This window comes from Actinomarinicola tropica (genome assembly GCF_009650215.1).
Taxonomy (GTDB): Bacteria; Actinomycetota; Acidimicrobiia; order Acidimicrobiales; family SKKL01; genus Actinomarinicola; species Actinomarinicola tropica.
Genome location: NZ_CP045851.1, coordinates 995,023 through 1,006,688, shown reverse-complemented (window position 1 = coordinate 1,006,688; position 11,666 = coordinate 995,023). Strand labels below are relative to the sequence as shown.

Below are 11,666 nucleotides of genomic sequence, written 5' to 3'. Positions count from 1 at the left end.
GCGGATACGACGCTCCGGTCACCGATCTGGTTCCCCGACCGTAGGCTCTCGCTCCGATGACCTCGACCGTCGTGCGCGCGCCCATCTCGTCGACGCTCTCACCGGTCGAGGCGCTGCGCACCCTCCGCGCCGACCGCCACCCCGTCGCGCTCCACGGCCGCTGGTTCGACGCCCCCGGCGTGGCGGTCCTGGCCTCCGAGCCCGTGCGGGTGACCGAGGGACCCGGCGGCCCCGACCCGTTCGACGCGCTCGACGCCCCCGGACCGGCCATCGCCCCCGACCAGGGCGCAGCGATCGGCGGGGGGTGGTTCGGGTACCTGGGCTACCGGGCGGGCCGGCTCGTCGAGCGGCTGCCCGACGGGCCGCACCGCCCCCACCCGCTCCCCGACTGGTGGCTCGGCTGGTACGACCACGTCCTCCGCCACGACCCGCGGTCGGGTTGGTGGTTCGAGGCCCTGTGGACCGAGGAGCGCGCCGCGGCTCTCGCCGAGCGCAGGGAGGTGCTGGTGGAGCGACTGTCGCGCCCACCGCTCCCGGCGTGCGCGGTCCAGGCCGGTCCGTTCGCTCAGGCGCCAGACGACGCCGGGCACCGGCACGCGGTGGCGCGCACCATCGAGCACATCGGCGCCGGCGACGTCTACCAGGCCAACGTGTGCCTGCGGCTCGAGGCGCGACTCGACGGCGACCCGCTCGATCTGTGGGCACGGGGCGTCGAGGCCCTGGATCCTCCCCACGCCGCGTTCGTCGACGTGGGCGACGGGCGCGCGGTGGCGAGCCTGTCCCCCGAGCGGTTCCTGCGCCGACGGGGCCGGTCCGTCTCCTCGGTCCCGATCAAGGGGACCCGTCCGCGCGTCGCCGACCCCGACCGCAGCGCGCGGGCCCACGCCGAGCTGAGGGGCTCCACGAAGGAGCGGGCCGAGAACGTGATGATCGTCGACCTCGTCCGCAACGACCTCGGGCGCGTGTGCCGCCCGGGTTCGATCGCCGTGCCACGCCTGTGGCAGCTCGAGCCCCATCCCGGGGTGTGGCACCTCGTGTCCGAGGTCGTCGGCCACCTGCGCGACGACGTGGGTGACGGGGGGCTCCTGCGGGCCAGCTTCCCCCCGGGCTCGGTCACGGGCGCCCCGAAGATCCGCGCCATGGAGGTCATCGCCGAGGTCGAGTCGACGGCTCGGGAGGTGTACACCGGCGCGGTGGGGGCCGTGAGCCCGCTCGCCGGTGCGGACTGGAACGTCGCCATCCGCACGTTCGAGACCGCCGGCGACGCGGTGTGGCTGGGCGCCGGCGGCGGGATCGTCGCCGACTCGGACCCCGATGCCGAGCTCGAGGAGTGCCGGACCAAGGCTCGGCCGCTGCTGGCGGCGATCGGTGCCGAGCTGTCCGCCGACAGCCCGGACCGGTGAACGTCAGTCCCGGTTGAGGACGTCCTTCACCTTGTCGACGGCGTCGTTCGCCGTCTCCTTGACCTTGGCACCGGCCCGATCGAGCTTGCCCTCGTTCTTCAGCTCGTCGTCGTCGGTGAGGTCGCCAGCGGCTTCCTTCGCCCGACCCTTCATGTCATCGGCGTTGCTGCCCATCGGACGTCTCCTCGGTGGGGGGATCGGTCCGGGCCGACTACCCCTGGGGCGTCGAGGACGAAACGGCGTCCGGGCGATCGCCCGCGGACGTCTGGATGCGCACGCGCTCGCCCCGCATCAGCGCCACCAGCGCCGCGGTGCCGCCGGCGACGACCAGGACCATCATCCACACCATCGAGTGCTCGCTTCCCCGCCCAGGGGCCATCTGACTGTTACGAGGTCGTTACAGTACCGCGACGATCCGACCGGCGCATGTGACTTTCGACATGTCTTCGTCATCGAGTCGGAGCGTGACGCCGCCGTGCACCAGACTCGGGCCATGGACTTCCTCGAGATGATGGCGCTCGAACCCCACGGCACCGACACCTACGTGGGCACGGGCCCGGCGTACCCGTGGGGCGGGCTCTACGGCGGCCAGATCGTCGCCCAGGCCCTGCGCGCCGCCGGGCACACCGTCGAGGATCGCTTCCTCCCCCACTCGCTCCACGCCTACTTCATCCGGCCCGGCGACCACACCGAGCCGATCCGCTTCGAGGTCGACCGGCTGCGCAACGGCCGCTCGTTCGTCACCCGCCAGGTGGTGGCCCGCCAGTCGAACGGCGCCATCCTCACGATGATCGCGTCGTTCCAGACCGCCGAGGAGTCCCCCGACGTCCAGGCCGTCGACATGCCGACGGTGGCGGCGCCCGACGAGCTCGACGACGACACCTGGAGCCCGTTCTTCGACCGGCGGTCGGTGCCCGGCCCCGCCGACGGCCAGGCCCTCGCGTGGCTCCGCGTCGGCGCCGACCTCGGCGACGACCCCGTCCTGCACGCCTGCGCGCTGGCGTACGCGTCCGACGACATCCCGATCGAGCCCGTCCGCGAGCTGCACCCGCAGCACACGCCGTGGACCGAGGACGGCACCGCCCGACCCGAGGACACCGAGGACGGCGACGTCCGTCCCGAGGACACCGAGCACGTCAGCTCGATCAGCCTCGACCACGCGCTCTGGTTCCACCGGCCGTTCCGAGCCGACGAGTGGCACCTCGAGGTGCTCGAGGGCGCGGGCATCGGCAGCTCGCGCGGCCTGGGACGAGGGAGCTTCTTCGCTTCCGACGGCACGCACATCGCGTCGGTGGCCCAGGAGGGACTCGTCCGCCTCCGGCGTCGCCCCTCCGGCTGACCCCGCTCGCGTGCGCGGGTCAGGCGCGACGGATGGTGGTGCCCTGCGGGGAGTCGTCGAGGATCCAGCCCGCCGCGGTGATCTCGTCGCGCAGGGCGTCGGCCCGGGCGAAGTCGCGCGCGGCGCGGGCGGCTTCGCGCTCCTCGGCCTTGGCGACGATCTCGGCAGGTACCTCGTCGGGGGCCTCGGACAGCTCGAGGCCGAGCGCCACGCACATGGAGCGCACCGCGGCGATCTGGGGCTCGGCGCCGGCCACGTCCTCGATCTGGAGCGACTGGTTGACGCTGCGCACCGCCTGGAAGAGCAGCGAGAGCGCGCCGGCGGTGTTGAGGTCGTCGTCCATCAGGGCACGGAAGCGGTCGAGGACCGCGGCGTCGGGCTCGACGCCCTCGGCCAGGCCCGCGATGTTGCGGGCGAAGGCGTCGAGGCGGGCGATGCCCTGACGGGCCTGGGCGATGGTGTCCCTCGTGACCTCCATCGGCGATCGGTAGTGCGACTGGAGCACGAGCAGCCGGTAGGCGCGGGGGTCGGTGGTGCGCACCAGGTCGATGAGGTTGGTGAAGTTGCCGAGGGACTTCGACATCTTCTCGCCCTCGATCTCGACGAAGCCGTGGTGCATCCAGTGGTGCGCGAAGTCGCGACCGAGCGCGACGGCCTGGGCGCGCTCGTTCTCGTGGTGGGGGAACCGCAGGTCGGCGCCGCCGCCGTGGAGGTCGAACCCGTCGCCGAGCAGGCCGAGCGACATCACCACGCACTCGGTGTGCCAGCCCGGGCGCCCCTCGCCCCACGGGGACGGCCACGTCGGCTCACCCGGCTTCGCCAGCTTCCAGAGCACGAAGTCGATCGGGTGGCGCTTCTCGTCGTTGGCCTCGATGCGGGCGCCGGCCTGGAGGCTGGCGACGTCCTGGCCGGCGAGCAGGCCGTAGCCCTCGACCTTCGACGTGTCGAGGTAGACGCCGTCGGAGATCACGTAGGCCAGGCCGCGGTCGACGAGCGTGCCGATCATCTCGACCATCTGGTCGACCCAGTCGGTGGCGTGCGGGTCGTCGTGGGGCCGGGCGACGCCGATCGAGTCGGCACCCTCCCACCACAGCGCCTCGCACTCCTCGGCCACGGCCTCGGGCGTGCGGCCCTCACGCTCGGCGCGGTTGATGATCTGGTCGTCGATGTCGGTGATGTTCGAGACGTGGCGGACCTCGAGCCCCGACCACTCGAGGTAGCGGCGCAGGACGTCGAACACGAGCATGCTGCGCCCGTGGCCCACGTGCGGGGGGCCGTACACCGTGGGCCCGCACACGTACATCGACACCTTGCCGGGCTCACGGGTCTCGAGGGGGACGACGGCCCCCTTGGCGGTGTCGAACAGGCGGATCACGCCGCCACGGTACTCAGCGCCCGCAGCCCGACCCGAACGGGATCGGTCCCAACCCTGCACTGCGGGCCCCACCTGCCGACGAGGAGGACGATGCGCCGCGCCGACCGCGACCAGCTCGCCCACCTGCGGTCCAGGGTCGACCTCGTCGACCGGACCCGGCGCGCCCTCGCCGTCGCGGCCTCGGACGACGAGGCGGTGCGTGCCGTGGCCGCCGCCCTCGACGCCGCGCTCCCCGACGTCGTCACCGTCCGGACCTTCGAGCACGGGCCCGACCTGGCCCTCGACCCGGATCTCCGGGCACGGCTGGGTGCGGCGCTCGCCCCGGCCGAGTGCCTCGCCGTCCGCGGCCCCGCCACCGTCGTCACTCCGAGCAGCCGGCAGGTCGACGCCTGCACGCACCTCCGCGACGTCGACGACCCGGTGAGCGCGGTCTGCGTCCCCGTGGCCCACGGTCGCGAGGTGTTCGCCGCGCTGCACTGGACCGGGCCCGTCGGCCATCCCCTCGACGCGACGCTCGTCCGCGCCCTCGAGGTCGTGGCCCACCTGCTCGGCGCCGAGCTCGCCCTGCGCCACGAACCGGGCCTCGACGAGCCGGCACGGACCGACCCCCTCACGTCCGTCCTCAACCGACGCAGCACGATGCAGTCGATCCGCCGGCTGGTCCGGGACCTCGTCCCCTTCAGCCTCGCCGTCTGCGACCTCGACCGCTTCGCGGACTACGACGCCGTCCACGGCCACGACGTGGGCGACCGGGCCCTGCGCCTCTACGCCCAGGCCCTCACCCGCACCGTCCGGCCCGGCGACGTCGTCGGGCGCACCGCGGGCGACGTCTTCACGGTCGTCTTCCCGGGCACGTCGGCGATCGACGCCGCCCACGCGCTCGAGCGGGTCCGCGAGGCGCTGGTGCTCGACCTCTCGACCGGGGACCTCGGTCCGTTCACGGTCAGCTGCGGGGTCTCGGACTCCGACCAGGGCGACTCGATCGAGGCGATCGTCGAGACCGCGGAGCTCGCCGTCGCCCTCGCGAAGGCCTCGGGCGGGAACCGCGTCGTCGTCGCCGGCGAGCAGACGACGCACCTCCCGGGCGAGCCGTGGACGTGACCGACGCGACGCGCAGCGCATCTGACCAGGCGCGACACGGCTTGTAGCGTTGGCGAGGTGAACGCCCCGGCCCCCCGCAACGTGCCCCAGAAGCCCTCCCTCGACGGCCTCGAGGAGCGCTGGGACGCGGTATGGGAGGAGCAGGGCACCTACCGCTTCGACCGCTCGAAGGGGCGCGACGAGGTCTTCTCGATCGACACCCCGCCGCCGACGGTCAGCGGCTCTCTGCACATGGGGTCCGTCTTCGGCTACGTGCAGACCGACAGCATCGCCCGCTACCGCCGCATGAAGGGCGACGAGGTCTTCTACCCGATGGGGTGGGACGACAACGGCCTGCCCACGGAGCGGCGCGTGCAGAACCACTTCGGCGTGCGCTGCGACCCGTCGCTCCACCACGACCCGGACTTCCGGCCGCCGGCGGAGCCCGGCGATCGCGCGGTGCCGATCTCGCGCCCGGACTTCGTCGAGCTGTGCCTCCAGCTCACCGACGAGGACGAGAAGGTCTTCGAGGACGTGTGGCGCAAGGTCGGCCTCAGCGTCGACTGGACGCTGACCTACGCCACGATCGGCGAGCGGGCCCAGCGGGCCGCCCAGCGCGCCTTCCTGCGCAACCTCGCACGCGGCGAGGCCTACCAGTCCTTCGCCCCGTCGCTGTGGGACGTCACCTTCCACACCGCGGTGGCCCAGGCCGAGCTCGAGGACCGCGAGCGTCCCGGCGCCTACCACCGGCTGGCCTTCCACCGCCCCGACGGCGAGCACGTCGCGATCGAGACGACCCGGCCCGAGCTGCTCCCCGCGTGCGTCGCCCTCGTCGCCCACCCCGACGACGAGCGCTACCAGCCGCTCTTCGGCACCACCGTCACCACGCCGCTGTTCGGCGTCGAGGTGCCCGTCGTGGCCCACGAGCTGGCCGATCCCGAGAAGGGGTCGGGCATCGCGATGATCTGCACCTTCGGCGACACGACCGACGTCACCTGGTGGCGGGAGCTCCAGCTGCCGGTCCGCCCGGTGCTCGGCCCCGACGGGCGCGTGCTCGCGACGCCGCCGGACGGCATCGAGGGCGAGGCCGCCGACCGCTACGCCGAGCTGGTCGGCCTCACCGTGTTCTCGGCCCAGAAGAAGGTCGTCGAGATGCTCACGGCCTCAGGGGAGCTCCTCGCCGAGCCGTCGCCGATCACCCACCCGGTGAAGTTCTACGAGAAGGGCGACAAGCCCCTCGAGATCATCACCACCCGCCAGTGGTACATCCGCAACGGCGGCCGCGACGCCGAGCTGCGCGACGCGTTCCTGCGGCGCGGCGAGGAGCTCGGGTGGCACCCCGAGTTCATGAAGGCCCGCTACGACGCCTGGGTCAACGGCCTCAACGGCGACTGGCTCATCAGCCGCCAGCGGTTCTTCGGCGTCCCCATCCCCGTCTGGTACCGCCTCGACGACCACGGCGAGCCGCTCTACGACCAGGTGCTCGTCCCCGACGAAGCCACGCTGCCGGTCGACCCCTCCGACGACGTGCCGCCCGGCTTCACCGAGGACCAGCGCGGCGCCCCGGGCGGCTTCGTCGGCGAGCTGGACATCATGGACACCTGGGCGACCTCGTCGCTGACCCCGCAGATCGCCTGCGGCTGGGAGGACGACCCGGACCTGTTCGCGCGGACCTTCCCGATGGACCTGCGCCCCCAGGGCCCCGAGATCATCCGGACCTGGCTCTTCGCCACCGTCGTCCGGGCCCACTTCGAGCACGGCCTCGTCCCGTGGTCCGACACGACGATCAACGGCTGGATCCTCGACCCCGACCGCAAGAAGATGTCGAAGTCGAAGGGCAACGTCGTCACCCCCCACGAGGTGCTCGACCGCCACGGCTCCGACGCCGTGCGGTACTGGGCGGCGAGCGCCCGACCGGGCACCGACACCGCCCTCGACGAGGGGCAGATGAAGGTCGGGCGCCGGCTCGCCATCAAGGTCCTCAACGCCTCGAAGTTCGCCCTCGGGCTCGGCGGGGACGGCTCGATGGACCCCGCAGCGGTCACCGAGCCCATCGACCGGGCGATGCTCGCCCAGCTGTCCCAGCTGGTCGAGGAGGCCACCCGGGCCTTCGAGGGCTTCGACTACGCCCGGGCGCTCGAGCGCACCGAGGCGTTCTTCTGGAGCTTCTGCGACGACCACCTCGAGCTGGTGAAGGGCCGGGCCTACGGCGCCGCCGGCCCCGAGGCCGCTCGCTCGGCGTCCACCGCGCTGGAGCTGGCCCTCTCCACGCTGCTCCGCCTGTTCGCGCCCTTCCTCCCCTACGCCACCGAGGAGGTCTGGTCGTGGTGGCGGGAGGGCTCGGTCCACCGGGCACCGTGGCCCACCACCGACGAGCTCGGGGGTGCCGCCGAGGCCGACCCGCTGCTCGTGTCGACAGCCGCGGCGGCCCTCACCGAGATCCGCAAGGCCAAGACCGAGGCCAAGCGGTCGCTGCGCACCGAGGTCGCTCGCGCCGTCGTCACCGCCGGGCCCGAGGCGATCGCCGCGCTGGAGCGGGCGGCCGCGGACGTGAAGGAGGCCGGCGCCCTGCGGGACCTCCAGACGGCCGTCGCCGAAGGCGCGGAGGGCGTCACGGTCGAGGTCGAGCTGGTGCCCGAACCCGCCGACGCCTGATCAGCCGGGAGGCGGCTCGGCGGGGTCCCCCTTGGCCGGCGGCATGTCGGCCTCGCGGCCACCGCCGTCGGTCGCGGCCCGCGGCGGAGAGGTGGCCGAGGACTCGGCCGGCGGGGTGCCGTCGGCGCCGCCCGAGCCGGTGAGGGCCGACGCCGAGCCCTCACGCACCCAGACCGAGCGCTGGGGGAAGGGGATCTCGATGCCGGCGGCGTCGAACGCGTCCTTCAGCCGGCCCCGGAGCTCCCGCTGCAGCCCCCACTGCTGACCCGGCTTGGTCTTCAGGACGAGGCGGATGGCGATGCCGTCCGCCCCCAGCCGCTCCACGCCCCAGATCTCCGGGGGCTCGAGGATGGTCCGGGTCCACGCCGGATCCCGGAACACCTCGTCGGCGACCTGCTCGATGACCGTGCGGGCGTGGGGGATGTCGGTCCCGTAGGCGACCTCGATGTCGAGGAGCGCCCGGGACCACTGCTGCGACATGTTGCCCACCCGCCGGATCTCGCCGTTGGGGACGTGCCAGACCGCGCCGTCGATGGCCCGCAGCCTGGTGGTCCGGAGCGTCAGGCCCTCGACCTCGCCGATGGCCTCCCCGACGTCGACGACGTCGCCCACGCCGTACTGGTCCTCGATGATCATGAAGATGCCCGACAGGAAGTCCTTGACCAGGCTCTGGGCACCGAAGCCGAGCGCGATGCCGGCGACGCCGGCGCCGGCGATGAGCGGGCCGAGGTTGATGTCGAGCTCGCCGAGGGCCATCAGGATGGCCAGGCCCCAGATGAGCCACGTGCCGATGCTCTTCAGCACCGAGCCGATCGTCTCGGCCCGGGCGGCGGAGCGCATGCGGACCTCGGAGGTCGGCGCGAGCACCCCCGGCGTGAAGCGGCCGAACGTCTCCCCGATGCCGGGGACCTGGGGATCGGCCATCCGGCGCACGAACCGGTTGATGGCGCGCCGGAGGAGCCGGTTCAGGATCCAGGCCACGACCGCGATGAGGGCGATCTTCAGCGGTCGGGCCATCAGCCACTCCGCTGCGGTGGCGAGCGACTCGTTGCCGGTCCAGTCGAGGACCTGGCGACACCACCAGCTGGGCGATTCGCCGCACGCGTCGAAGGCCTCGGGTGGGATCGCGTCGGGGTCCTGGGCGATGAGCACGACGGCCACGCTAACGGCGGGGCGCGCCCCGTCTCACGACACGCCGACGTCGACCAGGTGGTGGTGGGGGTCGTGAAGCAGGTAGCGGGTCATCGACTCGACGGTGAAGCTCGCCCCGTCGTCCCGACGTCCGGGCCGGTCCCACTCGCTGTCGGCGAGCGCCTCGTAGCGGCGGGCGAGGTCGTCGGCCGCGTCGAGCAGCTCGGTCCGGACGACCGCCGGGTCCTGCGCGGCATAGGCGTCCTCGACCGCCGTCGCGTCCTGGTCCCAGTTGGGGTACAGCGGGTCGTCCTCGGTCACCATCAGCTCGAGCCGACGGTCGTAGACACGGCACACGTCCCGGACGTGGCAGACGTACTCGAGGTCGCTCCACCGGTCGGGGGCACGGCGGACGGCGACGTCGTTGCGGTCGAGGACGGCGGCCAGCGCGCCGGCCATGCGCCGGATCTCCCCTGGCGCCTGGCGGGGGTCGACGGCTCGCCCGTCGAAGCCGCACTCCGGACAGACCGCGGTGAGGACCCAGGTCCAGTCCTTGGTGTCGGGGGTGATGTCGGGGTCGCGGGCCGGCCCGCCGTCGGTGTGCTCCATGGCGGCCAGCATGCGCGGCGTGGCCGGTCCCGGCCAGCGGCAGACCTGCCAACGACCGCGACGGGACCGCCGCTCAGACGCCCCGGTTGGCGTACTCCTGGCCGATGGTGAACGCCATGACGGCCGAGACCAGGCCGATGGTGGCGAGCACGGCGAGGACGCGGGTGTGGCGGACCCTGTCACGCCACGCGAACCAGCCGGCGGCGATGAACAGGCCGAGCGGGGCGAGCCCGCCGAGGTAGTGGATGTAGAGCTGGACCACGCCCTGGCCCTGGTCGAGCAGCTTGATGCCGAGCAGGGCCTGCACGGCCAGCGTGATCTGCGCCGCGGCGAGGAGCACCCGCGCCAACCGATCGACGCCCTTCCCGGCCAGCGCCAACCGCCACAGCTGGATCGTCGTGGCGACCATGGCGACGAGCACGAGCACGCCCGTCGTGACGTGGACCGACGAGTCGATGACGTAGTTGTCGATGGCGCCGTCGCCGAGCGGCGAGTCGGTGGCGAGGAGGAGGAGGCTCTGCACCTCCCCCGTCTAGCAGGCGGCGGAGACGGGCTGGAGCCGGCGGCGCTCGACGATGTGGTCGACGAGCCCGTAGGCCACGGCGTCCTCGCCCCGGACGATGTAGTCGCGCTCGATGTCGGCGGCGATCCGCTCCCGCGGCTGGCCGGTGTGCTCGGCGAGCAGCTCCTCCACGCGCTCGCGGGCGAACTGCATCTCGCGCACCTGGATGGCCATGTCGCTCGCCTGGCCCTCGGCGCCGCCGTGGGGCTGGTGGATGAGGACCCGGGCGTTGGGCAGCGCGGCGCGCTTGCCCGGCGCGCCCCCGGCGAGCAGGACGGCGGCCCACGAGGCGGCCTGGCCGACGCAGGTGGTGGCCACGTCGGGAGCGATGTACTGCATGGTGTCGTAGATGCCGAAGCCGGCGGTGACCGACCCCCCGGGGCTGTTGATGTACAGCTGGATGTCGCGGTCGGGGTCCTGGGCCTCGAGGTGGAGCAGCTGGGCGACGACGAGGTTGGCGGAGGCGTCGTCGATCTGGGTGCCGAGGAAGACGACCCGCTGGTCGAGCATGCGGGAGTAGACGTCGAAGGCCCGCTCGCCGTTGCTCGTCCGCTCGACGACGGTGGGCACGAGGTAGCCGCTCATGGGGAGGATCTCCTTGTCGTGGCGCCGGCCGCATTCCGCAACCGGACGGTTGCGCGAGTGTGCCACCGTCTCGACCCTGTCGCAACCATCCGGTTGCGGGTACGATGCGGCGATGAGCGACGACGCCATCCGCACCGCCACCGACCTCGACGCCGACCCCGACCTCGTCTGGGAGGCGCTCACGTCGCCCGACGGCGTGGCATCGTGGCTGGGCGAGGGAAGCCACCTCGTCCCCGAGTCGGGCGCCGCGCTCGACGTCGCCGACGTGGAGACCGGCGTCCGCAAGGTGGGCCGGGTCGAGCAGGTCGACCCCGGCCGCCGCCTCACCTTCGTCTGGTGGCCCGAGGGCGACGACCCCGACACGGGGCACCGCGTCGACGTCGTGCTGACCCCCTCCGGCCACGGCGGTGGGGACGGCACGACGACCCTCACGATCACCGAGGCCCCGCTCTCCGCCCGGGCGTCGATCGCGGGGGCGCCGTGGGCGTGGCGCGCCGCCGGCATCGAGCTGGCCCTCCTGGCGCCGCGCCTCGCGTGCGTCGGCACCGCCTGACCACCTTGGCGTCCGACGACGTCTTCGACGCCCTCGGCGACCCGACCCGCCGCCGGATCCTCGCGCTGCTCACCCAGGGCGGCCCCTCGACCGCCACCCGGCTGGCCGACGAGCTGGCGATCACGCGCCAGGCCGTCGCCAAGCACCTCGACCAGCTGCGCTCCGCGGGGTTGACCCGGGTCGACAAGGTGGGCCGCGAGGCCCGCCACGCGGTCGTTCCCGAGCGCCTCGACCACGCCGCAGGCTGGCTCGACGCCCGTGCGAGGGAGTGGGAGGGGCGCCTCCGCCGCATCGAGGCCGAGGTCGCCCGGCGTCGTGTCGACGGCCCGGCGACGGGAGCCTGATCCGCGGTTCGTGCCAGCATGGCGAGGGCA

Annotated in this window: 13 protein-coding genes; 6 read left to right on the top strand and 7 right to left on the bottom strand. The window is 73.3% G+C overall.

What is annotated here, in order from left to right:
- Window positions 1-56: 56 nt before the first annotated feature.
- Window positions 57-1,403 (top strand): aminodeoxychorismate synthase component I, encoded by a 1,347-nt coding sequence (locus GH723_RS05035; protein WP_153758624.1) that lies wholly within the window; start codon window positions 57-59, stop codon window positions 1,401-1,403.
- A 3-nt stretch (window positions 1,404-1,406) separates the two neighbouring features.
- On the opposite strand, the gene GH723_RS05030 is transcribed toward GH723_RS05035, so the two are convergent.
- Together GH723_RS05030 and GH723_RS05025 are read right to left on the bottom strand one after the other, a co-directional pair.
- A complete protein-coding gene (locus tag GH723_RS05030; RefSeq protein ID WP_153758623.1) occupies window positions 1,407-1,577 on the bottom strand; it encodes a CsbD family protein in 171 nt (56 codons plus the stop codon).
- 37 nt (window positions 1,578-1,614) lie between these two features.
- Window positions 1,615-1,752, bottom strand: a complete 138-nt coding sequence (locus tag GH723_RS05025) for a hypothetical protein (RefSeq protein WP_153758622.1) — start codon at window positions 1,750-1,752, stop codon at window positions 1,615-1,617.
- Window positions 1,753-1,896: 144 nt separating this feature from the next.
- On the opposite strand from GH723_RS05025, the gene GH723_RS05020 reads away from it, so the two are divergent.
- A complete protein-coding gene (locus GH723_RS05020) occupies window positions 1,897-2,742 on the top strand; it encodes an acyl-CoA thioesterase (protein WP_153758621.1) in 846 nt (281 codons plus the stop codon).
- Between the two features lie 19 nt (window positions 2,743-2,761).
- On the opposite strand, the gene cysS is transcribed toward GH723_RS05020, so the two are convergent.
- A complete protein-coding gene (gene cysS, locus GH723_RS05015; protein ID WP_229023079.1) occupies window positions 2,762-4,117 on the bottom strand; it encodes a cysteine--tRNA ligase in 1,356 nt (451 codons plus the stop codon).
- A 90-nt stretch (window positions 4,118-4,207) separates the two neighbouring features.
- Between cysS and GH723_RS18720 the strand changes: the two genes are divergently transcribed.
- Together GH723_RS18720 and valS are read left to right on the top strand one after the other, a co-directional pair.
- Window positions 4,208-5,218, top strand: coding sequence for a GGDEF domain-containing protein (locus GH723_RS18720; RefSeq protein WP_153758619.1), 1,011 nt, complete (start codon window positions 4,208-4,210; stop codon window positions 5,216-5,218).
- 57 nt (window positions 5,219-5,275) lie between these two features.
- Window positions 5,276-7,852, top strand: a complete 2,577-nt coding sequence (gene valS / locus GH723_RS05005) for a valine--tRNA ligase (protein WP_229023078.1) — start codon at window positions 5,276-5,278, stop codon at window positions 7,850-7,852.
- Here the strand turns inward: valS and GH723_RS05000 are convergent, their stop codons facing one another.
- The 4 genes from GH723_RS05000 to GH723_RS04985 all read right to left on the bottom strand — a co-directional run bounded on the left by GH723_RS05000 (window position 7,853) and on the right by GH723_RS04985 (window position 10,739).
- The gene (locus GH723_RS05000; protein ID WP_153758618.1) at window positions 7,853-9,004 is read right to left on the bottom strand and encodes a mechanosensitive ion channel family protein; all 1,152 of its coding nucleotides are present in this window, start codon (window positions 9,002-9,004) and stop codon (window positions 7,853-7,855) included.
- Between the two features lie 33 nt (window positions 9,005-9,037).
- The gene (locus tag GH723_RS04995; protein ID WP_153758617.1) at window positions 9,038-9,592 is read right to left on the bottom strand and encodes a DinB family protein; all 555 of its coding nucleotides are present in this window, start codon (window positions 9,590-9,592) and stop codon (window positions 9,038-9,040) included.
- A gap of 73 nt (window positions 9,593-9,665) precedes the next feature.
- Complete coding sequence (locus tag GH723_RS04990) at window positions 9,666-10,115, bottom strand: hypothetical protein (protein ID WP_153758616.1); 450 nt, start codon at window positions 10,113-10,115, stop codon at window positions 9,666-9,668.
- 9 nt (window positions 10,116-10,124) lie between these two features.
- A complete protein-coding gene (locus GH723_RS04985) occupies window positions 10,125-10,739 on the bottom strand; it encodes an ATP-dependent Clp protease proteolytic subunit (RefSeq protein ID WP_153758615.1) in 615 nt (204 codons plus the stop codon).
- A 112-nt stretch (window positions 10,740-10,851) separates the two neighbouring features.
- Between GH723_RS04985 and GH723_RS04980 the strand changes: the two genes are divergently transcribed.
- Window positions 10,852-11,292: an SRPBCC family protein gene (locus GH723_RS04980; RefSeq protein WP_195210540.1), complete on the top strand. Its 441-nt coding sequence runs from the start codon at window positions 10,852-10,854 to the stop codon at window positions 11,290-11,292.
- Between the two features lie 5 nt (window positions 11,293-11,297).
- Window positions 11,298-11,636: an ArsR/SmtB family transcription factor gene (locus GH723_RS04975; RefSeq protein ID WP_229023077.1), complete on the top strand. Its 339-nt coding sequence runs from the start codon at window positions 11,298-11,300 to the stop codon at window positions 11,634-11,636.
- Window positions 11,637-11,666: the final 30 nt, after the last annotated feature.

Coding starts and splice junctions, on each gene's coding strand:
- GH723_RS05035 (WP_153758624.1), top strand. CDS start 57: ATGACCTCGACCGTCGTGCGCGCGCCCATCTCGTCGACGCTCTCACCG.
- GH723_RS05030 (WP_153758623.1), bottom strand. CDS start 1,577: ATGGGCAGCAACGCCGATGACATGAAGGGTCGGGCGAAGGAAGCCGCT.
- GH723_RS05025 (WP_153758622.1), bottom strand. CDS start 1,752: ATGGTGTGGATGATGGTCCTGGTCGTCGCCGGCGGCACCGCGGCGCTG.
- GH723_RS05020 (WP_153758621.1), top strand. CDS start 1,897: ATGGACTTCCTCGAGATGATGGCGCTCGAACCCCACGGCACCGACACC.
- GH723_RS18720 (WP_153758619.1), top strand. CDS start 4,208: ATGCGCCGCGCCGACCGCGACCAGCTCGCCCACCTGCGGTCCAGGGTC.
- GH723_RS04995 (WP_153758617.1), bottom strand. CDS start 9,592: ATGGAGCACACCGACGGCGGGCCGGCCCGCGACCCCGACATCACCCCC.
- GH723_RS04985 (WP_153758615.1), bottom strand. CDS start 10,739: ATGAGCGGCTACCTCGTGCCCACCGTCGTCGAGCGGACGAGCAACGGC.
- GH723_RS04980 (WP_195210540.1), top strand. CDS start 10,852: ATGAGCGACGACGCCATCCGCACCGCCACCGACCTCGACGCCGACCCC.